The sequence below is a fragment of the Paenibacillus sp. Y280 genome (assembly GCF_056786335.1).
Genome location: NZ_JBXCIW010000020.1, coordinates 29138 through 53894 on the forward strand (window position 1 = coordinate 29138; position 24757 = coordinate 53894).

Below are 24757 nucleotides of genomic sequence, written 5' to 3' on the forward strand. Positions count from 1 at the left end.
AATAGGGTTACAGGCTTGGATAAATATGTGAAAATATGATTATATATTCGAAACTGCCAAAGCGCAGTAGGCAAAGTAGAGACTTGATGAAGCATCGCATATCCCATTCTATCCATACTTAGCGAGGAGGCATCAAGCTGTGAGTGAGTACCAATCCGTCCTGCTTCTGTTTTTATTCATGCTGCCTGTCATCTTCATGGTCGATACTTCCTTGGTTATTATAAGACGTGCCCCCCTCCATATTGAGAACCGTCTTGCTGCCATCACGACAAGCCTGCTCGCACTCATGATATTTTTTCATTATGTTCAACAGCTTCTGCCTGCTGACCAGACGCTGACCATAGCGGTATATTTGGTCTACCCGGTCGGCATCGCTTCATCGAGCATGAGTGTTTTGCTGCATATTACAGCGACGACCAAATATCTTCGATTTTCCCGCCTAAGCGGCATTGGCGCCGCTTTTGCTCCGCTAATTCTTTACTGCCTGCTGCTATTTATCAATGGGAAGTCCTTTTTATTTACCGGTGTTAGAACGGAGGCGTTCTGGAAGCAGGCTCTCTTTGCACCGGCCATGCATATCATATTGGGAATTATTTTTTTACTCTCCATATTTAATTTGATAGTCAGCTTTATAGCGAGAGCTAAAGCGATAACTATCGTTGAGCGCAAACGCTACAAGGTACTTTTTAAGGCGAATCTGTTTTACCAGCTGGCATCCATTCTGGCGATCATGCTCTTTTTTGGCTTTTCTCCTTACATCTACATTCCGGATACGATCATTTTTTTGGCGATGATTATTTGGAGCATATCGCTTCGTATATTTATGAGGTATGATTTTTTACCTTCGGCAGAAAAAAAGTATGAGCTTCTCTATCATTTGTCTCCAGCTGCAATCGTTATGCTAGATAAGAATATGATGATGAAGGAAGCGAATCCCGGCGCGCTCCGATTGCTGGGCTTCTCCAATGAGGAGGAGCTTAAAGGTCTGTCTCTATCCAAGTTTATTATTGAGTCCGAACGAACAGGCGTGGAAGAAGCTTATGCGGCGTCCTTTCCGAGGGAAGCTTGGAGAAATCGCGAGCTGACAATTATGGATCGGCAGGGACAGAAGAGGGCGATACTGGTGGACACGGAAACGATGTCCGAGAGTGAAGATGGGTTTGTCCTTGCGGTCATTCGCGACATTACGCAGCAGAAGGAGGAGGCGCGTCTTGTTCACTTTTTGGCACATCACGACGCGCTGACTAAGCTCCCCAACCGCTATCATTTCAATAGAGAGCTGGAAGCGTCGCTGGAATCGGTAAAATCATCAAAAGAGCTGCTTGGCGTTATGCTTATCGATCTGGATCGCTTTAAGCTGATTAACGACACGCTTGGGCATCAATACGGGGACGAGGCTTTAAACGAAGTAGCCAAGCGGCTGCTGAACAACGTGAGTGACCAGCATCTGCTCGCCCGGCTTGGCGGCGATGAGTTTATTATTTTGATAAGAGATGCTACGGAGTATGACGAAATCGTATCGTTTGCCGAAAATATCCATCAGGCGTTTCAGCATCCGATAACGCTGCAAGGACAGGATTTTTACTTAGGCGGCAGCATTGGCATCAGTATCCATCCGTTTGATGATAACAGCTCGGATGGATTGATCAAGCGAGCTGATATTGCAATGTACAATGCGAAGCACAGCGGCGGCAATCAGTACCGTCTGTATACGAGCGATATGATTGTGCTTGTTCAGCGTGACGTCAAGCTGGAGAAGCATCTGCGCAAGGCGCTTGTGCGAAAGGAATTTGTGCTTTATTACCAGCCGCAGATTGATTTGCCAAGCGGACGATTAATAGGTGCAGAAGCGCTTATTCGCTGGCAGTCGAAGGAGCTCGGGATGGTTCACCCGGGGGAGTTTATTACGCTTGCGGAGCAGACCGGATTAATCAATGAAATCGGGCAGTGGGTTATCGCGGAAGCATGCCAGCAGGGAATGCTTTGGCAGGATCAGGGCTGGAATGATTTTATGCTGTCAGTCAATGTCTCATCGAGACAGTTGATGCAGCCGGATTTCGTGGATAAGGTGCAGGAGATTTTGCGCACCAGCAGCTTGGAGCCCGCCCGGCTATGCTTGGAAATAACGGAGAGTATGGTTGTCAATAACTTGAATGTCGCTCGGAAAATGCTCGATGAGCTTGTAGCGTTAGGCATTCATATCGCGATTGACGATTTTGGCACGGGCTACTCCTCTTTAAGCGTTCTGCGACAGCTGCCTATCGCTATCATTAAGATAGACCGCTCCTTTATTACAGATATGGACGCCTATCAAGGCGGGATCTCCATTGTGAAAACGATCGTGTCTATGGGGCATGACCTGCAAAAGCAGGTCGTAGCCGAGGGCGTAGAAACGTTGGACCAATTGTTGCAGCTGAAGCTGCTGGGCTGCGACAAGGCGCAGGGCTATTATTACCATAAGCCGCTTCCGCTCGTTGAATTTAATAAGCTGCTAATCGATAAGTGCTGGGTTTAAGCGAATCGAATGGGAAGGAGAGGGGACAGCAGCATGAAGTATGCGATCGTTTCCACACCGGTTCATGAGCCAATCGTCTTTAATTGGTCCATAACAGGCTCCTTGCAAGAAGATTTTAAGGTTATAAGCAGCAAACGGCCCCCAAGCGCAAGCTTGGAGGCTGTTTATGTGTGAAGCTATATGAGCAATTCCATCCACTGTTCTTTCGTGACGGGGCCGAAATAAAACGGCAAGTCGATGCCGTCGATGAGCTGCTTCAGCGAGGAGGCATCATAACGTATGCCGATTAGCTGCTCTGCCACTTCATTGCGATCGCCGCGGCCGAAGAAATCGCCGAATATAGCAGCGCCAACGATCACGCCTTCCTCCACCTGAAGACGAACATCAAACGTTCCGGCTCCTTCAATTCGTTTCTTCTGCTGCACATTGAAGGCAGGAGAGCGGCCGTAGTTCCATTCCCAGCTGCGATATCGCTCATCCGCCAGCTTATGTACGTTTGCCCAGTCCTGCTCCGTTAGCTCGTAGAACGGAATTTCTTCCGAGTCCTCGAAGATCGATTGGAGCAAGCTTTGCCGGAACTGCTCTACCGTCAGCGGCTCCTTCAAAAATTCCGAAATGTTAGCGACACGGCTGCGGATCGATTTGGTTGATTTAGAAACGTATTTTTCAGCATTGACCTTCAGCGCGGAGACGACATTTTCGATTTCGGAATCGAATAGAAGCGTTCCATGACTGAACATTTTGCCCCTTGTCGAGAACTGCGCGTTGCCGGATATTTTACGCTCGCCGACCTGAAGATCATTCCGACCCGTCATTTCTGCATCGACGCCGAGCTTATGCAGCGCACGCACAACGGGCTCGGTGAACTTCTTGAAGTTGTGGAAGGATTGGCCGTCATCCTTCATAATGAAGCTGAAATTTAAATTGCCGAGATCATGATAGACGGCTCCGCCCCCGGAGAGTCTGCGAACGACATGAATGCCGTTTTTCTCCACATACTCTGCGTTGATTTCTTCAACCGTGTTCTGATTTTTGCCGATGATGATCGAAGGCTCATTGATATAGAAAAGCAGGTAGTCGTCGTTGTCAGGCAATGAACGCAATATATATTCCTCTAACGCCAAATTCAGCGATGGATCGTTAATGCCGTTATTACTTACAAAGCGCATCGTTATTTCCTCCTATGTAGTAGCTCCTAAGGGCAATTATACCTGCATGAAGAGCTAGTTATCAAACCGATCAAAAAAAAAGCATCCCAGAGGACGTAGTCCCGCGGAATGCTTCTGTGCTCTGCTAATTAAGCGGATGTAGCCTTTGCAACGGTTGCCGCAGCTGATTCAGTGCTTGTCTCCTTGAAGGACATTTTACTCGTTCCTTGGAATACACCGCCAGCTTCGATCTGCAGGCTCTCAGCCGATAGGTTGCCGATAAGTGAGCCTGTCGCACGAATCGTAAGCGTCCCTTTTACTTCAACGTTGCCGAATACTTTGCCAGCGAGGATGAGGTCGCGGGCGACAATCGTTGAGCGGGCGCTTCCGTTTTCACCGATGGTGACTAGGCCTGCGGACTCAATGTCGCCAATGACATGACCATCTACACGAATGCTGGCCTCGGATTTGATCTTGCCCTCGAAGGTTGACCCTTCACCAACAAGTGTATCGGTGGCATCTGGATTTAGCTTAGTGCTTTTATTTTTAAACATGTTAGGGCTCCTTTCTGTCTGCTTTAATGTATGGAACGGGATCTACGTTTTTGCCGTTGATGAACACTTCATAATGCAAATGCGGTCCGGTGCTCCGGCCCGTGCTGCCTAATTCCCCGATGACTTGGCCTTTCTTCACCTTATCGTGAACATCTGCGATTTTCTTGCTTAAATGAAGGTAACGGGTACTGATGCCTCTGCCATGATCAATTGTTATATTGATGCCATGGATACGGTCTCTCTCTGACAAAGTCACAATACCGTCCGCTGCGGCATAAATAGGCTCGCCGGTATTTCCGCCGATATCAAAGCCCGAATGATAGGTAGCTCGTCCCGTAAAGGGGTCTGTTCGTATGCCGAACAAGGATGTTACCTTGCGTGAATCCGTTGGCCAGATCGTAGGCGTGATTTGTAAAATCTTCTGATAGCTCACTACCGCCTTTTTGGTATCCTGAAGCTGAGGGATCATCGTATCCATTTGGTGCAAAATATTTGCGTAGTGCTTGCTTGTTTCTACTACTAGAGCTTCCCCTGCCTCTTCCGGCAGCGGCAGTTCCTCGCCGCCTTGTCCGCCTTCCACCGTACTGAGTTTTGAAATGGAGACGGAAGATTTGGTATCGATGCCGACAAGCTGCTTCAGCTGCGATTCGAGCTCGTTGATCTCTACCATTTTGTTTTCCATCGCATGGGCTTGCTCCGAAAGCTGTACGAGATTCGTTTGCAGCTCGGATATATGGCTTTCATTCTCGGACAGCTGCTGCTCATATAGGAGAGAAGATGCCGCGAGCTGATTTTTCAGCACATCGGTTGTTGAAGCGTGCCGTGACAGCAATAGAAAAAATAAAATGGCACAAATAGCAAGAAGCAAGATAGCAGTCGGCAATAAAATGATAACGAGACCGGATAGCCGGAATCGCTGAACGGATTGATTCGCATCCGGTATGATGACAAAGGTGAACTTTTTTGAGAGCCAATTCATGACGTTCCTCCTAAATTTCCCATAGCTTACCGACATGAGTCATTCGACACTCTCCTACTAAAGTCCTTTATTTTTGAGTAGAAATTTGGTAATTTTTTATATTTAGCATGATCAGGGTGTCGGAATGTGTCGAATATCTCATTGGAGAGGGAGCGATAAGCACGCGGCGGCAAGCTTGTGGCTGGGTGAGGCAGACTATGCAGCGCCATAAATAATTCGTATAATCTGATGAGATTAAAGCTTATTACAGAGGTGATACAGGTGGAAGCGAAATTTTGCATGGCATGCGGCGATGAGCTGGAGACTCGCGATGTCGACGGGGCGATGCGAAGAGCATGCACGAGCTGCAGCTTTGTTCATTGGGGCAACTATAGCATTGGCGTAGGAGCGCTTGTCGTCAAGGATGACAAAATTCTGCTCGTTCGCAGAGCGCAGGAGCCTGGAAAAGGGAAATGGACGAATCCAGGCGGATATATTGAGCAGCTGGAAGCGATTCAAGATACGATTAGGCGAGAGGTGCTGGAGGAGTGCGGCGTAGAAGCTATCGTCAAAAACGTAGTGGCACTGCGCGACCAGCCAAGGAGCATACATAATCTCTACGTCGCGTTCGAGATGGAATATGTGAGCGGAGAGCCAACACCGGATTTTGTGGAAGTAGATGCTGCAGGCTTCTTCACCATGAAGGAGCTTGAGTCGATGGACGTTGCAGGCTTTACGCAGTGGCTTGTAGATGTCGCATTCAATGCTTGTTCGGAGGGGTTAAAAGTGGATACGGAGCCAGTTGTTCCACTAAACGGCTACGGATTATTTCGGGCATAAAGCAATCATTAAGTAGAATCAATTAGTGAGACTCTTTTTTGACAATAGATCACGATGCATAATAACCTAACGAATAATCTCCAAGCATGCTTCGCTCGGAGGTTATTCGTTTATTTTCCTTACTTGCTTAAAATATTGAATGGCAGGCGTCATCGTTCAATCATTCTCGGAAGAGAAATGGATTGCGATTGAACAGGAGACTGCTAATTAATGGCTAACATTAAGGTGACCGTATGGAAGGAATACCGGCATGAGAAAGTAAATGAGCATACGGCAAGTATCTTTCCGGATGGGATTCATAAGCGAAATAGCGCACGATGGTGAGAAGGAGTGTATATCAGAAAGTGATGCATACTTTACCAAAATGCTTTCCCTTCGCCAAGTATCGGAGCGCATCGACCGATTGTTCAAACGGAAATACACGGTCAATAACCGGATGAAGCGTATTTTGTTCAATCGCTCGGTTCATAGACTCGAACATATCCCGGCTGCCGACGTTAATGGCTTGAAGGCGTGCTTTCTTGATTATCGCCGCAACAATATCAAAGCTTTCCACGCTTGCCCCGGATAGAATGCCAATCAAACTAATTTGCCCGCCTACACGAAGTGCTCCTAACGATTGATTAAGCGTAGTTGCGCCGCCAACGTCAACAACATGATCAACGCCTCGGCCATGTGTCAGCTCAAGTACTGCTTTATCCCATTCCGGCGTGCTTCTATAGTTGATTCCGAAGTCGGCTCCAAGCGTTTTGGCGCGCTCCAGCTTATCATCGCTGCTCGAGGTTAAGATGACGGTTGCGCCGTGAAGCTTTGCAAATTGGAGCGCGAACAGGGAGACGCCGCCTGTACCTTGAATGAGCACCGTGTCGCCGGATTTGACCTTGCCTTCCTCCGCGATGGCATGCCATGCGGTCACTCCGGCGCAAGCAAGCGAAGCCGCTTCCACATCGCTTAAATGCTCAGGAACACGAACGAGTCCCTGCTCGTTCAAAACAACATATTCAGCGAGCAGTCCATCCAGCGGATTGCCCAGCGTGCTGACCCAGCCTTCCTGCGTCGGCTCACCGGAAATCCAGCTTTGCGTAAAAATTCCGCTAACCCGCTCGCCTAGCTTGAAGCGGTTAGCTTGCTCCCCGAGGCCGACCACCTCGCCGACTCCGTCAGAAACGGGGATAAGAGGCAGCTGCAGGTTTGGATTGTAAAATCCGTCGATGACGCCAAGATCACGGTAATTGAGCGAAACAGCCCGCATCTTGATAAGCACCTCTCTTGCACCGGGAACTGGGACGGGACGCTCAGTCCTCCTTACGTGATCAAGTCCAAAGCCATCTTGTATTTCAAATACGTTCATGAATAATCTCTCCTTTTTAGTAGGTGTAGACATACATTAATACATATACTAATATTTAGTAAGTAGGCACTTTGTCGTTCGCTACGAACCTTAAGGTGCGCAAGGAGGAGAGTTATGGCAAATACGGTACAAGTAAAACAAGCTGATATTTCGATAACGGCATGCAGCTACAGCAGAGTACTGGAAATCATTTCAAATAAGTGGTCGGCTTTGGTCCTATATGCTTTAGCAGACGGCACCTTGCGCTACGGAGAAGTAAGAAGACGCATCGAGGGCATCTCGCAAAAAATGCTGACCCAAACGCTGCGGCAGCTGGAGAGGGACGGTCTGGTCAGACGCGACGTAACGCCGTCAGTGCCGCCAATTGTTGATTATTCCTTGACCCCGCTCGGCGATACTTTAATAAATACGATGACACATTTGAAGCTGTGGACGGCTGAACATTATCCGCATGTTGAGAAGGCAAGAGAGAAATATGACCGGGCTAACAGCGAGGGCGGGCTATAACGCACAAAAAAACGGAGGAATCAATTCGATTCCTCCGTTTTTATTTGCGCCATTAGACGCGTCCTATTCGATCATCAGAATCTCTCGGATTTCCTGCTCCGACAGGGAGGATAATGCCTCCTGCCCTGGCTGAATGACCTCGTCGATCAAATTTTTCTTCTTCTGCTGGAGCTCATACATCTTGTCCTCGACCGTTCCTTGTGTGACGAGGCGGATTACCTGCACGACGTTTTTCTGCCCGATGCGGTGCGCACGGTCTGCTGCCTGCTGCTCGACGGCAGGGTTCCACCATAGGTCGTACAAAATTACGGTGTCTGCTCCTGTGAGGTTCAGCCCGGTACCGCCGGCTTTGAGCGACAGCAGGAAGACATCGCGCTCGCCGTCATTGAATCGGTTGCATAGCTCAACGCGCTCGGAGGCTTTGGTTTGTCCGTCCAAATAGAAGTAAGGCACGCCTTGATAACCAAGCTCTCTCCCGATTAGGCCAAGCATCTCAGTAAATTGCGAGAAAATGAGAACCCGTTTCCCGGCACTCTGGCATTCCTCGATAATTTCAAGAAGCTGCTCGAACTTGGCAGAGCTGCCCTGGTAGCCTTCGACGAACAGAGCAGGGTGGCAGCAGAGCTGGCGAAGCCTCGTAATGCCAGCCAAAATCCGAATCCGATTTTTTTGAAAGCCCTCTTCGTTTAAATGCTTTACCGTTTCCTGCTGCAGCTTGGCGAGGAACCCCACGTACAGCTGCTTCTGCTCCGGCAGCAGCTCGGATGCCTGAATCGATTCGATCTTCTCAGGCAGCTCCTGCAGCACATCGCTCTTCAGCCTGCGCAGCAGGAAGGGGCGAATTCGCTTTGCAACAGCTTCGCGAGTGAGCTCATTAAACGCTTGCCTGCTTGGGAATAGCTCAGGGAATACAGCGCCGAAGATCGACCATAGCTCCTCAAGCGTGTTTTCCACCGGCGTTCCGGTCAACGCGAAGCGGTAGGTTGCCTCAATGGCTTTAACCGCCTGCGCGGTTTGAGTCGTGTGGTTTTTGAAGTATTGAGCCTCGTCCATAATAAGCGTATGGAAGCAATGCCTCGTATACTGCAAGATATCCTTGCGAAGCAAAGGGTACGAGGTGATGAGCACATCCGCCTCCGCATTGCCCTTCAATATGCCGCTGCGTTCCGATTTGCTGCCGTCGGCGATGACCGCGCGAATCTCGGGGGCGAATTTTTTGAGCTCATTGAGCCAATTGTAAACGAGCGAAGCGGGGGAGACGATTAAGACGGGCTGCTCCCGCTCGCGAATGTCAGGCAGGACGGAGACGATAAAAGCGATTGCCTGCACCGTTTTGCCAAGACCCATATCATCCGCAAGAATGCCGCCAAAATGATAGTGTGCCAGCGTCTTCATCCATTGATAGCCATACTTCTGATAATCCCGAAGCACAGACGCTAGGCTCTCCGGTACGGAAAAATCCAAATTGTCGGGATTCCGCATGTTCTCTTGCAGCCGGCGGAACGATTTGCCGAGCTTCACGGCGCTTCCCTTCTCAAGCGAGTCGATAAGATGCAAGCCTCGTACAGCAGGAATGCGGAACTCAGCCCCCTCGATATCCCCTTTGCGTAAGCCGACTTCGTTTAAGAAACGAATAATTTCCTGAAATTCTGCGCCCTCAAGCGGCAGCAGCGAGCCGTTCGGCAGACGGTGATATTTGCGCTGCACCTCAAGCGACTTGAGCAGGCTGCGTATTTCCGAGTCTGGAATGCCGTCCATACTAAACTTAAACTCGAGCCAGTCGGTGCGCTCATCCACGTTGACTGTCACCTTAGGCGGCGCATGCTTGGTTACGATGCGCACCTTCACGGCGGAGGTGGCGTACACGGCAAGCAGCTTCTCCAGAAGCGGGATGACGTTGTGCAGAAATTCGTATTCCGAATCCTCGTCCTCCATGAAATATCCGCCTTCGGTTTTGGCGAACGGAACCAGCTCCATAAGCTCCAGTATGCGCCTCTCCTGCTCCCCGTCACGCATGAGGATGCGGTCGGTGCCGCGTTTTTTATCGCTGCCCTCTAACGGATTAATAACGATATCGCCATATTGGAACTCTAGTCCAGCGACTAGCCGATCTCTAACCCGGTCTAAATACAGCTTCGCTTTAAGCTGCGTTTGCAGGATGCGGTCGGAGATCGTCTCTGCGATTCCGACGCTGCCGAGCTTCATCAGGCTGGGAACGACCCTCTCCATAAAAGGCTCCATTTGCTCAGGGGCGATATGGATCTTGGGCTTGCGCGAGGTATCGAGCAGATGCTTTAGCTCTGCAAGTCGCTTGCAGGAGTCCGGCTGAAGCTTAAGCAGCTTGCCCTCGGCAATGACAAGCTCGTACTCTTCCATGATGACGATTTGGTCTAAGCCTTGAATATCAAGCTGATAGCCGTCGTTCGTCGCTTGATCGAATGCAAAATGCAGAGGTAATGCCTCGTCGCTTAGCGTAATACCGTCAAACGTCCGATTGCCGTAAACGAGCTGTACGGTCGGAGCAGCATTGAGCAGAGGGAGCAGTGCTCCCCAAGAGAAAGGAGGCACAAGCAGCATGCGGTCACCGCTGGCTGGGGTTTCTCTTAGAAACGAACGGGTTGAGGTTTCGCGAATAATTGCCTCATTCCGATAGATTTGATAGAGCTGCCTGAGCACCGCATCATTCTCCGGCTGAATGCTGTGGATGGCTGGGTCATACGTAAAATGCTTTGAGAAAACGAACGGCTCCCGGCGCTCCACCTTTTCCAGAAATTCTCTTATGCGCTGCACGATATAAAGCCGCTTCGGACCAACCTTCAGCTCGATGCCGAACATATGCTTTCGGTAGCCGTAGGGGTAGAGCTTGCAGGTGATCTCAGCTTCGAGTGAAGTCCTCGTATCTAAGAGTGCCCGGCTGCGACTTGCGCGAAGGTGCCGTCCGCCGAACAAGCCGAGCATATCGCTGGCAATCTTCGTATTTGCAGCTTCCAATCCTGCGTGTCCAGCATGCCGGGGGTGAAGATGGGCATCCTCTTCCTCCTCCTCGCCGTATGGCCTATCTTCCGGATGAAGGAGGGAGGGGTAAGTGCGTGCGGGCTTGTCCTCTTGCTTCTGGAGCTCGAGGATTTGCAGAAGCGCTGCTGCCACATGCTTGCAATATTTATCGTAGGTGCTGAATGCGAGACAGGTGCAGGTTGCATCGACGTCTCCATCCCGGTCGATATCGACCGAAACTTCGTAGCGCCCTTCTCCGAATATGATCGCCTCATAGCTTGATGCCTGTGGATTAGAGCTCGTGATCGTTACTTTACCATCTCTATAGTAAGCTTCGCCGCGCTCATAGAACGTGTCGCCGCAAAGCAATTTAATGATACGCGGGGTCAATAGAAGGCTCATGGTCTAGTTCCTTTCCGTAAACGGAAACGTTTGTTCCGATTGATAAGCTAGTTCTTATCATATCAGAATTTAGGAGCTAGGTCATAATCGGAGAAGCGTCCGTTGCAGTTTCTACAACTGAAACCTCACATGAAGCACAAAGTAGAAGACTACGCTGCAAAAATGCATTAGAATAACCGCTCAATCATCAATTCGGGACTGCGAGGACGATTCTGTTGCACAAAGTGCAGCGTAGGCAGAAGAGTGCCTGCTTTGGAGAGATTCTGTTGTACAAAGTGCAATGTAAGTTGCGGAGTGCCTGCTGTTGGGACATTCTGTTGCATGTGAGTTGTAGAGTGCCTGCTATGAATGCAATTTTGTTGCACAAAGTGCAACGTTGGAAAAGAGAGTGAGGGTTACGCTGCTTCCGCCAGCTAGGGGTTTTTCTTAATAATTTTCAAAATCGAATAGCATTATAAATAGTCTACTGGTATCCATATTTTTTATAGACACTATCTGCTAACTTTTTTAGTTGATCGTTTTGAGCAAATGTTACTAATTCTTTGCTATCTTTTTTATCAACATTAACTTTACCTTGTTCTAGGGAATTAATCCAATATGCATTTATTCTGTCACTCCATTTTAGAAATAACACATACTTTGCACCGGGTTGAAGCGATGTATATTTTTCGTAGGAAATCCTGGTTTTTCCAGGAACTAGTCCATTTTCAACTTCATATGTTGGTTCCGCAATTGTTAATATTTCTGTAGTTTTCGAATCCAAATCTCCATTTAATACTTTGCTTACCTTCACTTCTCTTAGGGTATAACCGCTATGAAAACCGTCTTGATATTCAACAACATTTTTGAAATTAGAACTAGCTGTTGCTTCTATGACTTCATCGGATGATTTAATTGCTTCATCCACGTTTGTGAAAATAACATGTTCTGCTTCGGAGGTAGCAACATTTTTGATATTGTTATCTGCAATATAATAGGCCAAAACAAGAAGAATGGCTACCAAAACTACAACTAACCAAACATTTTTTTTGATGTTAGTCATTTTTAGCTCCCCCATTTTTGAGTAAGATGATTTTTATCCGTAGTTGTTGGCGCAGTAAGCGTAAAGTTTCCAGACTTCATCCAATGCTCTCCGGAATGTGCTGGAGAATCCTCTGTACCATTTGTCACATCACCAGCATCCACTGCTGTAACCTGCCCGAGTCAATTATAAGTCCAATAATCAGTAGTAGCAATTGCATTGGCTGGTAAAATATCACTACCAATGTAAACTTTAATATGAGCAGAGCTAGATGTTGTTGTGGCTGAAAGTCCGATGGATGCGGCATCCCATTGTGAGAATTACACTTAACTGGCGTTAAGGCTATGTCCTTGCTGTACTGAAATGCTATTGAACTAAGGTTATAATAGTGAGAGAAGTAAGCTTGCATAAGAAAATAAGGAGCTGATCGGTATGCAATATCGGCGTTTGGGTCATAGCGGCCTTCACGTTTCCGTTCTCGGATTGGGCACCAACGCTTTTGGCAAGCGGGCTGATTATGAAACTTCCAAGCAGATCATTCATCATGCATTGGATAACGGAATCAACTTCATAGATACTGCTAATATATATGCGGGCACCGAGTCTGAAAAAATAATTGGGAAGGTGCTGGAGGGAAGCCGCCGCAATGTCGTGCTGGCGACCAAAGCGGGACTAATCCGCGGAGCGGGTGTGAATGAGCGAGGCTCGTCCAGATATCATTTGATGTCGGAGCTGGAAAGCAGCTTGAAGCGTCTGAAAACCGACTATGTCGATCTCTATCAAATTCATACCTTTGATCCCGCAACACCGCTTGAAGAAACGCTGCGAGCGCTTGATGATATGGTTCGGTCAGGGAAGGTGCGCTATATCGGCGCGTCCAACTATTTTGCATGGGAGCTAATGAAAGCCATAGGGATCAGCGAACGGCTTGGGCTAAACCGGTTCGTATCCACACAAGTGAGCTACTCGCTCGCTGATCGAACGCCTGAGACGGAGCTTGTCCCAATGTGTCTGGATCAAGGGGTGGGGATCATTCCTTACTTTCCGCTGGCAGGCGGTATTTTGTCCGGCAAGTACAGCGCCGCAGATAGAGCGCCAGATGGCTCAAGGGCGCAGACCGATCCGAATTTCGCCAGATTTCTCAGCGACAAAACGCTGGCACTCGGCGAAGAGGTCAGCAAGCTCAGCAATGAGCTAAGCTGTACGCCAAGCGTGCTGTCGCTTGCTTGGCTGATGCATCAGCCTGTTAATTCAACAGTTATTGTAGGCGCTGCGCGAGTAGAACAGCTTGAAGAAAATATGAAGAGCGTTGCTCTTCAACTGGACGCTGAGACTCAAATGAAACTGGATACACTCAGTAGTCCGTTCCGCCACGGCGAGCCTTTTGCCATATACCGATTGCCTTAAACGGCAGCGGCTGCCCCAAATCTCTCTAGCTCTGCCCGGCCAAGATAGGCGCCATACTGCATAGGCAACCATCTTGGCTTGGGCAATTGGGCTTTTTTTGCGTGGACAGCTAGTCTTTGAGGCTGGAAGAGTAATGAGCATATTGCACAAACTTTTTCACGGAAGGCCTGATTTTATTTTCGGTGGGAAGAGGCGCATTATCGTCCTTCGACGGTTTGGAATTGACTTCGATCAGCCATACTTGGCCTCTTGAATCAAGTGCCAAATCAATGCCGAGCTCGGCAAAATGCCCCGCCATTCGGTTCTCAATGCCTTTGGCTATATGGAGCGCCGCCCGCCGAAGCTTCGAATAACCGCCAACTGCGGCGGAGGCGCCTGAACGTGCAAGAGCAGCCTTGACGGTCGTTATCATTCCACCGCGGGCTAGATTGGACACGAATTGATCATTGCCGGCAATTCTAGCGACGATAGAGGTGATGCTCCATTGGCCGGTTTCACCGCGCTGCACCAATGCCCGGAAGTCGACTGGCCTGCCGCCTACAGTAAGAAGCCTGATCCCTCGCTGAATCTGATAGCGGCTTTTTCTTATTTTGCTTGAGATGGCATTAAACAATTTCTCTATGGTCATATACGTTTGCGTTCTTATGCCGCTCAAATGGTTGAAAAAACAGGTGTACGTTTGATTAGCATTTCGGTGGATACGGATGATGCCATTGCCCAAACTTCCGTTTGTCGGTTTTAGAAAGACGACGTCATACTTGCTGCACATCGTTTTCAGCATCTGAAAATTGCGGAGCAGATGGGATTCCGGAAGATAAACATGCAGCTCAGGCTCTTTTTTAAGAGCTTGGAAGACTTCTATTTTGTTTAAGTATTTTTCATTGAAAAATACTACGTTATGGCGTCCTTTAGCGTATTTGATAAACTGCTTAAAGCTCGGTCTTCGCTCCAGCTTGCGGGAAGTGATACGGTTGTAGATCACCTTGGGAATAGGAAAACGTCGCGATACCCATTTATTCGTATAGATCCAGCCCTTGATGCTATCAGTCTGCTTCTGCACATCCTCTTGCGTGAAAAAAAAGACGACAGAACTTTCAAGCTTGCATGCATCGCTTAGCTCACGGCAAAACGATGTATTGACGCCAAACGGTTTATAAGGCGCATGTCTATTGATACGACTCACCATTACGCCGATAAGCGGACCGATCTGAATGGTCTCCGAAGCGGGTTCGTATTGAAGGCGCAGCTCGTCGCCATGAGCAAGTCCCCATTTAGCAGCAAGCGCTGCACTGACGAGCAATACGCTTTCTTGTGACGAAGGTTCGACTGTGACCTGATGGCTGGCTGATCCAAAGCGCAGATTCAAAGGCTTATTGAAAGGGATCATCCACTTCTCGCCGATTTCTTCGCTAAGCATGAGGATCGATTCATCTGATGAGTTGCTAGAGTTTTGTATTTGCAGCGTTACCTTTGTTAGATTCATGCGTACTCCTTCCCAGCACTGACTTGTCGTAAATACGGTTTGGACCTGTAAGCGCAGGATCGTGCAATCAGCCATTCACTGCGCTAAATGCCTCCTTTGCTATCCTGGCTTTATTTTAAACAGAATGGTTTCTGATCGTGCGAACAGAAGTGGCGATTTGTGCAAACAGTCGCGGGTTTGAATGATATCTGAATAGTTGAAATTGAGGCCTTGTGTTCGCTTCAAGCAGCCAAATTTGTTGATTCGTATCGATGGCGATATCTAAGCCCAGCTCTGTTATTTTTGGAAAATGCCGCTTCATGGCGTGGGCAATTAAACCGGACATTTTTTTGATCCGGTCTTCCCATTCTTCCCCTTCTTCTTTCGTCACTTGAAGAGCTTGATACAGCCGTATCGCCCGTCCGCCGCTGCTGTGATTTGTCACGAAACGGTTCGGAGCTGCTATCTTCCCCATAATGCCGAAGAACTTCCATTTTCCGCTCGGCCTAAGATGCAATAAAGCTCGGAAATCGATCGGTTTGCCGTCGATTCGAATTAATTCGATGCCTTGCTGTACGAGATACCTCTCTTCTCCGATCAATTGCTTCAGCTTTAGAGAAGCTTTTTTCACGCTGTGGTAAACCATTTTTTTCGAAGCTGTTCGGATGATATAACGCTCTCCCTCACGGGTAACCTTCATAATGCCTTGCCCCTGCATGCCTACATCAGGTTTGACAAAAAGGACAACATGTTTTTCGATCATCTGAATAAAAGCTTGCGGGGTAAAAAGCTCTGTTTCGGGCAAATATTTTCGGAGTTCCGGCTCGCCCCAGAGCGATTCATGCTTCAGCCATTTCCTTCCAGGATATTTAATCAATCTAGCTTTCACTTTGGAATCTCCTCCGCTTGTTAAGAGCTGTTCACGTCATGAAATAAGCTGTGATCGACGTTATTCATGTTATTCCGGTATTAATCAAAGAGTACCTGCCCGCAATATTATTCATGATTTAGGCGAATATCCAAGGCGGGACGAATGCTTTTGCGCATAGGATATTAAACGGTTCCAATCTTGCGAGAGCCATGCAGACGAAAAAGATCGGAGAAACGAATATGAATAATATTTTAGGCATTATGACACATCGAATTATGCGCCCGGAAAACTTTACCCGCCATGCACGGTCCGCGCTAGCCGAGAAGTTTGAGGGAGTCATTATTTACACCCCAAAGGATGTGAATCTGCAGAAGAGGCAGATCCATGGCTGCGTGTATCAAAGCGGAGGCTGGACCCGGAAAACGGTCCCTTATCCAAAAATCAATATGGACATCGGTTTTTATCCGCCTGTGCTGGAGGCAAGAGCTAGTCTTGTGAAAAAGAGCAGGCAGCTTCGTTTTACCGGCTACGGCTTAGGCAACAAATGCAAAATTCAAAGCCATTTGGTTGGCTCTTCAGTTCTTGAGCCGCACCTATTGCCAACTGAAAAAATAAATAGTGCGCAGCAGTTCATTCAATTTTTGAAAAAGCATGAAAGCATTATGGTGAAGCCCATCAACGGATGGGGCGGACGAGGGATTATAAGGGTAACGCTGGAGAAGGACCGTTTTGTTGTCCAAAGAGATGGCGCCGTGAAGAAGAGCTTGCCGAGCGCTAAGCTGGAATCCTTCATTCGAGGCGTTTTGAAAGACGGCAGGCATTTGATGCAAAAGTGGATTGATATTAGAAACAAAAAAGGAAAAGTATTCGACATACGCGCACTCATGCAGAAGAAGAACGATGGAGACTGGGTCATGACGGGCATGGCCGTCCGAGAAGGCATGAAGGACAAAATTACCTCAAATATTAAGAGCGGCGGCGACGCCTATAAAGTAGCGGATTACCTGGAGAGCGAGCAAGGCAGCGAGAAGGGAGAAGCGCTCACAAAATCGATTGTTGAGGTGGCGGAATATATTCCGGATTTTGTGGAAAAATCATACAACTCTCGCTTGTCAGAGCTCGGGATCGATCTCGCTGTAGATCGGAGCGGGAAGCTTTGGCTCATCGAGATTAATATTAAGCCGGGGAAAATGATAATAAAGCGATTATACGGGAAAAAAGCTTGGGAACAATGCCTTCATATTCCTTTTCATTATGCTCGAAATTTGCTCGCAAAAAAATAAATGCGAACCCCCGTTATCTTCGTTTGTGGAGATAACGGGGGTTTCATATATGGAAAAAGATTGAAGCTTACCCATGGCTGGATATATGTACCATCGAAATTGATTAGTAAAACTTGCTATTATAGGAATACATCACATATTAGGAGTTGGTAGATCTATGAAGAAAAAGATTATTGGCTTCACCTTAGCATTATCTTTAAGCACGACTGGAATGGCTTTCGCTGCTACTGATTTTTCTACATCCGAAGCGGTGGCCAAATATAATAAGTATATTAACGCTGATAGTTATGTAAAAGACGAATTGTATAATGCAGCAGATTTCCGCAGCAAGTATACCAGCCTCAAAGGCACGCTGGCTTATCAAATTGTGGAGCGCGCGATATGGTATATGGAGAACGGTTACTTTATTTATGGACATGGCTCGAAAGCGTACGGGAAGTATGGTTACGAGGATTGCTCGGGTTTTACTAGCCTTGTTTATGGCGACTTCGGCTACAATATTACAGAAGCATCAAGAAGCTATGATTCCGTTGGAACGAAGGTTGCAGGCGTAGGCAAGAAAAAGGTAAATGGAAAGTGGCAGCTTACAGGCACTCAAAACCTGCGAATTGGAGACATTCTGACTTGGCAGCAGAGCGATCACATCACTCACGTCGCCATCTATATGGGTACCAACCGGGAGGGCCAGCCCGTTGTCATCGGAACAAGAGATGACGGCAACCCTACGGCACTTGGTACGGTAGATAGCTGGTCCTATTGGTGGGGCGAGAAATTTCATTCCGCGAGACGGGTATTGCCTGATTCAGCCTTAAGCGGAATGGCAGGAAAAACGGAAAAAGCGCCAGTCATACCGCAATCCTACGTGCTTCCTCCGCAGAAGAAGGTTCCTGCGTGGTCAAACGGCAGTACATCAACACCGCAGCCAACACCGCAGCCGCCGGTAACTTCAAAGCCTGATGATCAACAAGCACAGAAAAAATATGTGGTTACGAAAAAAGGGTGGGTATCACTCAAAGCGTCAGCCAAACAAAGCTCAACAACGGTTGGAAGGCTGGAGCTTGGAGAGAAAGCTGAACTCGTTAAGGAAGTTAATAGTTATTGGTATCAAGTTAAAGTAAATGGCAAGAACGTATACATAACGTCGAACAGTACGTACACCAAAGTCGTTACTGAATAGTCGACCGATTCGATTCCTAGGTGTGAGCGTCATGTTGAGAGCAGACTGTGCATTTTCGGCAGTCTGCCTCGCAACGGACGCTCATGCCTTTTTTCTATTTCCATAATTGAATCTTGAATATAGGCGAATATCCAATGCGGGACTAGTGCCCGGATCATATGATATGGTGTGGCTCCGCGCTTTTCGAGAGTTCATTAAAGATTTAGAGAACGGAGATGAATCATGAGTACGGACATTACGATCGCCGCGGTCGGAGACTTCCTCATCAAGACGAGAATTATTAACTCCGTCAAGGTTTCCGGTGAAAAAGGATACGATTTTGATAAGCTATTTGAACAAGTTGCTCCTCATTTGCAAAACGCAGATTTTACCATTGGCAATCTTGAAACGAACTTCGGCGGGAAAACGAGTGATAACGTATACTCCGTTGTGAAAAGGCATCCTAAAACCAATTGGCCCATGTTCAATTGCCCGGATCAGTTCGCCGGCACGCTAAAAAATCTTGGGTTTGACGTGCTTTCCACTGCAAACAATCATTGTATGGATTGTGGGATCAACGGACTCAAACGAACATTAAGGGTGCTGGATTCCCATGGCCTTGCTCATACAGGAACGTATCGATCACATAGTGATTCGCAACAATATTTAATTAAAGATGTAAAAGGAATTAAGATCGGTATCTTGGCCTACACGAAGACGACGAATCAAATTCCTGTGCCGTCCGGCCAATCCTGGGCTGTCAATCTGATTTCACCAAATAAAATTGTTTCTGATATTAAGAAGCTGAAATCAAAAGGTGTGGATCTTGTTATTGTATGTATGCATTTCGGAAGAGAATACGGCATGTTCCCGAATGATCAGCAAAAAAACCTCGTTCCGTTATTATTCAAAAACGGAGCGGATATTATTCTAGGGGCGCATTCACATGTGATCCAGCCCGCTTTATTTTATAAGGTAAAGGACCATACGGGCGAGAATAAGCAAAGGTTTGCGATTTATTCCTTAGGCAACTTTATTTCGACAAGGCTATATAGAAATGATCACACATTAACGGGTCTCATTACAAGGCTCAAAATTAGGAAATATGATGACGGTACGACGCAAATCATGAGCGCTGATTTTATTCCCACCTGGGTGAGGATTACCAAATCAGGAGGCAGAAGTGTATTTCGGGTATTGAATTTGAAAGACGAAATAAAAAAACAAGCCGGCGGAACTAGCAATGAGCTGGTTCGAATGAGGAAAATGTATGAGCATGTCAAGCATCATATAAAACGAAGCACAGATGCTCCTGAATTAAAAGTGTTGTAGCCATACATGTGATGAAAAAGATCACCCTACCGTCCCGTAATGCGGGTTAGCAGGGTGATCATTTAATGAGAAATTCCAGATGATAGGAATTGGTTTGTCCTTATTTGTGATAGCGCTTACTTTCGGTAATGTGCCGCTACTTAATTACGCGTCTTGCTACGATAAATCTATCTTTGTAATAGCTGCTCTTATAAATGTTGGTTACAACAACATCTGATTTTACACTAGCGTTATGAATCATTTTGCCATTGCCGATATAGATACCGACGTGACCGACATCTTTCTTATTTTTGGAGCCGCCGTTCCAAGTGAATATCAAATCGCCTTTCTCAAACTTGCCCCATGATACCTTTTGACCTACTTTTGCTTGAGCGTCATCATCTCTGTTGACAAGTTTTACACCAACGTTTGCAAGTCTATATGCAAGATACGTGAAGCCAGAGCAATCCGTTTTGTAAGGTGCCCTTGTTTCTTGTCTCTTTGTCCAATGTACATAATCTACCTTGTTGGTTAAGCCAATTGCGGTCTGAACAAGCTTATTTCTTTTTGCGGATACGGATGCGGCATCGACGTCCTGTACTTGTAATAACGAAGTTGCCGGCAAGCTGATGGCTAACATCAAGATTGCGATTTTTCTTTTGATTCCTTTTTTCATGTTGTGATCTCTCCTCTGTGTTAGTCTCATCCGTATTATAAGTTTACTTTGCAGAGGAAAAAAACCTGAAAAAATTGGAACGTAACCGCTACCAGTATGCAAAAAGGTTGGAAAAAGCTAGCTGCAATGCGGCTTTTATTCCTTAATCGCGAGGCTCGCCATTTCGTATGAATATTTTTTTTCTTGTTGTAGCGGGCCTAGTATGTTAGAATGGCCGGCTATTCCAGAGAATAGCCGTTTTTTCGTGATAGATGCTGGATTTGAATGACTAAATAGGAAATTCTCCGATGACCTCATACATCGGTGAAGCATGCATATGGGTGCGCATAAGGACGAAACGGTCGGCTTCCCAGTCGAATGCAGAGGGAGCGGAGGCTGTCGACTCATTTGACATGTCCATGCCTCCCGTGAAGCCCCTGGCCAAGGTGATATGCGGCGAATAGGGACGATCCTCCGGCTCGAAGCCGGCCGTTCGGGTTGCCTTGATCACCTCTGCGTGAAGGCTGTTTAAACCTTCAAGGTCTCCGGCAACTGCTGCCCAAAGCACGCGGGGAGATTTGGCCGGTCCAAAGGTGCCTGCTCCGTTCAACGCTAGCGACAAGGACTTTGCCTTTACTTCACGAAGAGCAGCTTGCAGCGCATCACGCTGGGCAGCTGTTGTGTCGCCTAGAAACTGAAGCGTAATATGGTAATCGCGCGGATGGGTCCATTTTCGGAAGGGGAGCTTCTCTTTGTGGACGAGTGTCCATTGTTCCAGCTTCTTTGAGATAGGTTCCGGTACAGGTATGGCAATAAATAAGCGCTGCTTATGATCGTTCGAATGTTGTTGTCCCATTTCGATAACCTCGCTTTATTCTAATATCCGTTTATGTAAACCAAATATCGCGAAATCGTACCCAACCAAGCGATTCGAGCGATATTCCCCGTACCGATGGGTGGAATGCTGTTTTAAGATGTTTACAGTAGAGGAACAGGAGGCTGTGTCTCTCTTTAAGCTCTGCTTCAATGTCTAAAAATATCCCCTCTCGAATCGAGCGGTCTGGCTCGCCCAGAAGACTTCGGATGCCGCGCTCCAGCCTATTATGAACGTCCGGCAGCGCATGCTGCTGCATGCTTTTGTACAAATCAATAAGCCTGAGCTCGCGATGCTCGTCCAGCATGATCGCAAAGAGCAGCAGATCGGCGGACATGCGCGCTGTCCCTTTGAATTGCTCGGCAGGGATAAGATTGATATGCAGCGGTATGCCAGACCTCGCACAGACCTGCCGAATGATCTCTGCATCCGCTGCATATTGCGGAATAGTGGCGAGTACTAGCGTCTCGCCGTTATAGCCTGAGCTTGCAAGTGCTCGCTTGATGAGGCTCCAGTCACAGCCCGCGTCCTCCGGCCATTTATGCGATTTATCCGGCCAAAAGCTGTTCACGCCTTCTATTACATCTCCCGATAGTAGCTTTAGCAGCTCGGTACGCTGGGTAGCGAGATCAATAGCCGCTCGAATGGCCGGGTTTGCCAGCAGGCCGTCCTTCTGCTCATTTACGGTGATGAACTTGCAGGTCATTCCCGATTGTCTAACCTGCTGCCACCGATCTGCTGCGTGCTCCGACAATCTCGCGTTATGCATAACCTGAAACGACTGCAGCTCTGCATGCTTCTCGCGCGCCTCCTCCTCAGCAATGGTCCAAACCTCAACCCGATCGAGAAAGGCCCTTCCTTGAAAATAAGGAGCAAATGCCTCTAATATCCAAACGCCCTGCTCATTTCCCACGAATCGAAAAGGACCTGTGCCAATAGGCTTCTCGCCGAATTGCTCACCTGCTGCCAAACATGCATCCTGAGGGACGATCGATGCGCGATTGGTCGTGAGAAAAGCGAGAAAGGCCTCGTTCCGCTCGGATAATTGAATGCGAATCGTTGTGTCATCCGGCGTGTCCATCGCTACGATATCGGAGTAGACCCAGCTATAGAGACCGAGCGGAGCCAGCCGTTTAAGCCGCTCAAGCGAAAATTTGACATCGGATGAATCCAGCTCGCGTCCATGATGGAACAGTACGCCTTTGCGCAAATAAAACGTCCACCGTGTTCGCGTCTCATCAACCTCCCAAGCATGCGCAAGCTGCGGCAAAATATGCTCGCCCTTCGGATCGATGCGAACAAGCCCATCAAAGATCTGATTGACGAGATGGGATTCGCCCGTGTAATGGATGTATGCCGGATCCAGCGAATAGATCGTTTGCTGCAGCGGAAAGCGCAAAATATCGGTGCGCCGCTTGCCCTGCACCTCGGAATGAAAGCCGAACTGGTCGGACAGCCAGTCTTGAAACTGATCGCGCAGCAGAGGTGAATCTTCAACCTGCTTCAAAAGCCCGAGCGCGGCATGCAGATCCTGCTTTTGCATCATTTCCTGCGCTTCCTGCAGCGCGATTTGTTCCTTGCTGATAAGGAAAGTTAGCGTCGAACGGTTGCCCCGCCCCCTTTTTGGCTCCCAAGTCAGCCACTCCTCCTGCTGCATTCGCTTTAATAAAAGAACCATATTTCGGTGTGTGCAATCAAGCAAATTGGCAAGCTCCTGCGTAGTGGCTTCAAAGGAGAAGTTCTCTTGTACAGTCGGATATGCGCGCCGAAGCGTTAAGTAATGTCGACGTATTTTCATGCAAAATACTCCTTACTTGAAAATATGAAATTTTCCAATTATAACTTACACTTTTTGTTCTTGTTTTCTAGGTTACAATAAAAGGAGGAAATTAACAAATGGAGTGTGAAGTTGGAATGAATGACATGAGAGATCCGGCGCCATGGCAAAAGCGGTATGAAAAAATGCTTGTTTTTGCTCTCTTATTCGGCCTGATTAGTCAATATTTGTTTGTTGGAGCGCCTGCTGGCATATCCGTTATGGTGTTTATCCTTGGATTTTACAGTCTGTTCTTTTATTCCATCAAAGGAAGATTGGGCGGATTCGAGAAATGGCAGGGGCAAGCAAGATCAGGCTGGCTGCTGTTCATTCCGATTTTTTTGCTTGCGCTAACCTATTCTCTTTATGCAAACAGCTTATTTCGACAGCTGAATGTGTTTGCTTTATTTACGCTAATGGTGTCGCAGACGGTGCTCATGACGAGTAGCAGCACGAAGCCTTGGTATCGAGGCGAGTTTTATGTAGAGCTTATATTTCTAGCGCTTATAAAGCCATTGGCATTCATCGGCGTACCGTTCACCTTGTTAAATGATCGGATAAGAGGGAAGGAGAGTATAGCGTTTAGGAAGAGCAAGTTTGGCAAAATATCGCTTGGCCTTCTCCTCTCCGCGCCTATTCTTATCGTTGTGGTTGCATTGCTGGCGTCGGCTGATGAAATATTTTTATCATGGGTGATTGAAATTCCTAACGTATTCAGCCTCTTCTCTATAGGAGACGGCATTTGGCGAATCATTGTAGCCGCTTTTTTTGCCTTTTATGCTTTTTGTTACATCTGGGGTTTGCTATTCAGCAAATTAACGGACAAGGCGAGCGGGCCTGCAGCCGATCCGCAAGCAGCCGCTTTTAAGCAAAACGGACGAATTGAGCTGGATCCGATTACAGCAGGCACGCTGCTCATCAGCATCAATCTTGTTTATGTACTGTTTGTCGCCATTCAATTCTCATATTTATTCGGAGCAGCTAATGGTTTGCTGCCAGACGGAGCAGCTTATGCCGAGTATGCGCGCAGAGGCTTCGCTGAGTTAATTATGGTCGCGCTCATCAACGTGGTGCTGCTTATGTGCGGACTTCATTTCATTCGGCGCACAAGCGCTGCGGCAGAATGGATTCGCAAGCTTGCGCTGACCGTTTTAATCGGTTGTACAATCGTTATGCTTGTGTCGGCTTATAGCCGCTTGTCGTTATATGAGGAGGCATACGGCTTCACGCAAACGAGATTATTGGTACATGGCTTTATGCTGTACTTGGGCGTTCTGTTTGCGATTGCCTTGCTTCGTATTTGGAAGGAGCATTTCTCGATGGGCAAAGCCTATATTTGCGTGTCCATCATTGCTTTTGTCATAATGAATTATCTGAATTTGGATGCGCGCATAGCTGCCAAAAATATCGATCGCTTCGAGCGGAGCGGGAATATCGATATCGCTTATCTCGGAACGCTATCGACGGACGCAGCTCCCGAGCTGCTGAAGCTGCAAGCGAAGCATCCGAAGCTTGCGGGGCTGAGCGAGGCTGTTGACAGGCTTCAGCGCCAGGCTCATCAAAGCAGTAAATGGCAATCATGGAATTTATCGAAGCAAAGAGCGAAGTAAAAGAAAGGTAAGGAGATTGCAG

The 24757-nt window shown here is 47.7% G+C and carries 20 protein-coding genes; 9 read left to right on the top strand and 11 right to left on the bottom strand.

The annotated features are described in order from the left end of the window. The first annotated feature begins 139 nt into the window (after positions 1 to 139). A complete protein-coding gene (locus AC1TPC_RS21180; RefSeq protein ID WP_482068786.1) occupies positions 140 to 2515 on the top strand; it encodes an EAL domain-containing protein in 2376 nt (791 codons plus the stop codon). 33 nt (positions 2516 to 2548) lie between these two features. Further along, complete coding sequence (locus tag AC1TPC_RS21185) at positions 2549 to 2689, top strand: hypothetical protein (RefSeq protein WP_482068787.1); 141 nt, start codon at positions 2549 to 2551, stop codon at positions 2687 to 2689. A 2-nt stretch (positions 2690 to 2691) separates the two neighbouring features. Here the strand turns inward: AC1TPC_RS21185 and lplA are convergent, their stop codons facing one another. From lplA to AC1TPC_RS21200, 3 genes are all read right to left on the bottom strand, one after another. Then, positions 2692 to 3684 carry a lipoate--protein ligase gene (gene lplA, locus AC1TPC_RS21190; protein ID WP_482068788.1) on the bottom strand — a complete coding sequence of 331 codons (993 nt, stop codon included), beginning with the start codon at positions 3682 to 3684 and terminating at the stop codon, positions 2692 to 2694. A gap of 128 nt (positions 3685 to 3812) precedes the next feature. Next, positions 3813 to 4217: a bactofilin family protein gene (locus AC1TPC_RS21195; protein WP_482068789.1), complete on the bottom strand. Its 405-nt coding sequence runs from the start codon at positions 4215 to 4217 to the stop codon at positions 3813 to 3815. A gap of 1 nt (position 4218) precedes the next feature. Then, positions 4219 to 5196 carry a peptidoglycan DD-metalloendopeptidase family protein gene (locus tag AC1TPC_RS21200; protein ID WP_482068790.1) on the bottom strand — a complete coding sequence of 326 codons (978 nt, stop codon included), beginning with the start codon at positions 5194 to 5196 and terminating at the stop codon, positions 4219 to 4221. A 261-nt stretch (positions 5197 to 5457) separates the two neighbouring features. On the opposite strand from AC1TPC_RS21200, the gene AC1TPC_RS21205 reads away from it, so the two are divergent. Continuing rightward, positions 5458 to 6015 (top strand): NUDIX domain-containing protein, encoded by a 558-nt coding sequence (locus AC1TPC_RS21205; protein ID WP_482068791.1) that lies wholly within the window; start codon positions 5458 to 5460, stop codon positions 6013 to 6015. Between the two features lie 337 nt (positions 6016 to 6352). On the opposite strand, the gene AC1TPC_RS21210 is transcribed toward AC1TPC_RS21205, so the two are convergent. Beyond that, positions 6353 to 7366 carry a zinc-dependent alcohol dehydrogenase family protein gene (locus tag AC1TPC_RS21210; protein ID WP_482068792.1) on the bottom strand — a complete coding sequence of 338 codons (1014 nt, stop codon included), beginning with the start codon at positions 7364 to 7366 and terminating at the stop codon, positions 6353 to 6355. Between the two features lie 114 nt (positions 7367 to 7480). Between AC1TPC_RS21210 and AC1TPC_RS21215 the strand changes: the two genes are divergently transcribed. Then, positions 7481 to 7873, top strand: a complete 393-nt coding sequence (locus tag AC1TPC_RS21215; RefSeq protein WP_482068793.1) for a winged helix-turn-helix transcriptional regulator — start codon at positions 7481 to 7483, stop codon at positions 7871 to 7873. Between the two features lie 63 nt (positions 7874 to 7936). On the opposite strand, the gene AC1TPC_RS21220 is transcribed toward AC1TPC_RS21215, so the two are convergent. Beyond that, the gene (locus AC1TPC_RS21220) at positions 7937 to 11269 is read right to left on the bottom strand and encodes a DEAD/DEAH box helicase (RefSeq protein WP_482068794.1); all 3333 of its coding nucleotides are present in this window, start codon (positions 11267 to 11269) and stop codon (positions 7937 to 7939) included. A gap of 463 nt (positions 11270 to 11732) precedes the next feature. Beyond that, complete coding sequence (locus tag AC1TPC_RS21225; RefSeq protein WP_482068795.1) at positions 11733 to 12311, bottom strand: hypothetical protein; 579 nt, start codon at positions 12309 to 12311, stop codon at positions 11733 to 11735. A gap of 411 nt (positions 12312 to 12722) precedes the next feature. Between AC1TPC_RS21225 and AC1TPC_RS21230 the strand changes: the two genes are divergently transcribed. Beyond that, entirely contained in the window at positions 12723 to 13697 is a 975-nt protein-coding gene (locus AC1TPC_RS21230) for an aldo/keto reductase (protein ID WP_482068796.1), read from the top strand. Between the two features lie 109 nt (positions 13698 to 13806). Here AC1TPC_RS21230 and AC1TPC_RS21235 read toward each other — a convergent pair whose 3' ends face one another. Together AC1TPC_RS21235 and AC1TPC_RS21240 are read right to left on the bottom strand one after the other, a co-directional pair. Beyond that, positions 13807 to 15180 carry a YheC/YheD family endospore coat-associated protein gene (locus AC1TPC_RS21235; RefSeq protein WP_482068797.1) on the bottom strand — a complete coding sequence of 458 codons (1374 nt, stop codon included), beginning with the start codon at positions 15178 to 15180 and terminating at the stop codon, positions 13807 to 13809. Positions 15181 to 15295: 115 nt separating this feature from the next. After that, positions 15296 to 16048, bottom strand: coding sequence for a YheC/YheD family protein (locus AC1TPC_RS21240; RefSeq protein ID WP_482068798.1), 753 nt, complete (start codon positions 16046 to 16048; stop codon positions 15296 to 15298). Positions 16049 to 16269: 221 nt separating this feature from the next. Here AC1TPC_RS21240 and AC1TPC_RS21245 point away from each other — a divergent pair, with 221 nt between their 5' ends. The 3 genes from AC1TPC_RS21245 (at position 16270) to AC1TPC_RS21255 (ending at position 19801) form a co-directional block, all read left to right on the top strand. After that, positions 16270 to 17313: a YheC/YheD family endospore coat-associated protein gene (locus AC1TPC_RS21245; RefSeq protein ID WP_482068799.1), complete on the top strand. Its 1044-nt coding sequence runs from the start codon at positions 16270 to 16272 to the stop codon at positions 17311 to 17313. Between the two features lie 157 nt (positions 17314 to 17470). Beyond that, positions 17471 to 18490: an NlpC/P60 family protein gene (locus AC1TPC_RS21250; RefSeq protein WP_482068800.1), complete on the top strand. Its 1020-nt coding sequence runs from the start codon at positions 17471 to 17473 to the stop codon at positions 18488 to 18490. 222 nt (positions 18491 to 18712) lie between these two features. Next, positions 18713 to 19801 (top strand): CapA family protein, encoded by a 1089-nt coding sequence (locus AC1TPC_RS21255; RefSeq protein ID WP_482068801.1) that lies wholly within the window; start codon positions 18713 to 18715, stop codon positions 19799 to 19801. Between the two features lie 136 nt (positions 19802 to 19937). Here the strand turns inward: AC1TPC_RS21255 and AC1TPC_RS21260 are convergent, their stop codons facing one another. From AC1TPC_RS21260 to AC1TPC_RS21270, 3 genes are all read right to left on the bottom strand, one after another. Then, complete coding sequence (locus AC1TPC_RS21260) at positions 19938 to 20456, bottom strand: C40 family peptidase (protein WP_482068802.1); 519 nt, start codon at positions 20454 to 20456, stop codon at positions 19938 to 19940. 268 nt (positions 20457 to 20724) lie between these two features. Then, a complete protein-coding gene (thpR, locus tag AC1TPC_RS21265; protein WP_482068803.1) occupies positions 20725 to 21291 on the bottom strand; it encodes an RNA 2',3'-cyclic phosphodiesterase in 567 nt (188 codons plus the stop codon). Positions 21292 to 21322: 31 nt separating this feature from the next. Next, the gene (locus AC1TPC_RS21270; protein ID WP_482068804.1) at positions 21323 to 23107 is read right to left on the bottom strand and encodes an ABC transporter substrate-binding protein; all 1785 of its coding nucleotides are present in this window, start codon (positions 23105 to 23107) and stop codon (positions 21323 to 21325) included. 98 nt (positions 23108 to 23205) lie between these two features. Between AC1TPC_RS21270 and AC1TPC_RS21275 the strand changes: the two genes are divergently transcribed. After that, a complete protein-coding gene (locus tag AC1TPC_RS21275) occupies positions 23206 to 24735 on the top strand; it encodes a DUF4153 domain-containing protein (RefSeq protein ID WP_482068805.1) in 1530 nt (509 codons plus the stop codon). Positions 24736 to 24757 lie beyond the last annotated feature (22 nt).

Excerpts from the sequence above, each read along its gene's own strand:
- AC1TPC_RS21230 (WP_482068796.1), top strand. The coding sequence starts at position 12,723 with ATGCAATATCGGCGTTTGGGTCATAGCGGCCTTCACGTTTCCGTTCTC.
- AC1TPC_RS21220 (WP_482068794.1), bottom strand. The coding sequence starts at position 11,269 with ATGAGCCTTCTATTGACCCCGCGTATCATTAAATTGCTTTGCGGCGAC.
- AC1TPC_RS21195 (WP_482068789.1), bottom strand. The coding sequence starts at position 4,217 with ATGTTTAAAAATAAAAGCACTAAGCTAAATCCAGATGCCACCGATACA.
- AC1TPC_RS21260 (WP_482068802.1), bottom strand. The coding sequence starts at position 20,456 with ATGAAAAAAGGAATCAAAAGAAAAATCGCAATCTTGATGTTAGCCATC.
- lplA (WP_482068788.1), bottom strand. The coding sequence starts at position 3,684 with ATGCGCTTTGTAAGTAATAACGGCATTAACGATCCATCGCTGAATTTG.
- AC1TPC_RS21185 (WP_482068787.1), top strand. The coding sequence starts at position 2,549 with ATGAAGTATGCGATCGTTTCCACACCGGTTCATGAGCCAATCGTCTTT.
- AC1TPC_RS21215 (WP_482068793.1), top strand. The coding sequence starts at position 7,481 with ATGGCAAATACGGTACAAGTAAAACAAGCTGATATTTCGATAACGGCA.
- thpR (WP_482068803.1), bottom strand. The coding sequence starts at position 21,291 with ATGGGACAACAACATTCGAACGATCATAAGCAGCGCTTATTTATTGCC.
- AC1TPC_RS21250 (WP_482068800.1), top strand. The coding sequence starts at position 17,471 with ATGAAGAAAAAGATTATTGGCTTCACCTTAGCATTATCTTTAAGCACG.
- AC1TPC_RS21225 (WP_482068795.1), bottom strand. The coding sequence starts at position 12,311 with ATGACTAACATCAAAAAAAATGTTTGGTTAGTTGTAGTTTTGGTAGCC.
- AC1TPC_RS21270 (WP_482068804.1), bottom strand. The coding sequence starts at position 23,107 with ATGAAAATACGTCGACATTACTTAACGCTTCGGCGCGCATATCCGACT.
- AC1TPC_RS21245 (WP_482068799.1), top strand. The coding sequence starts at position 16,270 with ATGAATAATATTTTAGGCATTATGACACATCGAATTATGCGCCCGGAA.
- AC1TPC_RS21255 (WP_482068801.1), top strand. The coding sequence starts at position 18,713 with ATGAGTACGGACATTACGATCGCCGCGGTCGGAGACTTCCTCATCAAG.
- AC1TPC_RS21210 (WP_482068792.1), bottom strand. The coding sequence starts at position 7,366 with ATGAACGTATTTGAAATACAAGATGGCTTTGGACTTGATCACGTAAGG.
- AC1TPC_RS21275 (WP_482068805.1), top strand. The coding sequence starts at position 23,206 with ATGGAGTGTGAAGTTGGAATGAATGACATGAGAGATCCGGCGCCATGG.
- AC1TPC_RS21200 (WP_482068790.1), bottom strand. The coding sequence starts at position 5,196 with ATGAATTGGCTCTCAAAAAAGTTCACCTTTGTCATCATACCGGATGCG.
- AC1TPC_RS21235 (WP_482068797.1), bottom strand. The coding sequence starts at position 15,180 with ATGAATCTAACAAAGGTAACGCTGCAAATACAAAACTCTAGCAACTCA.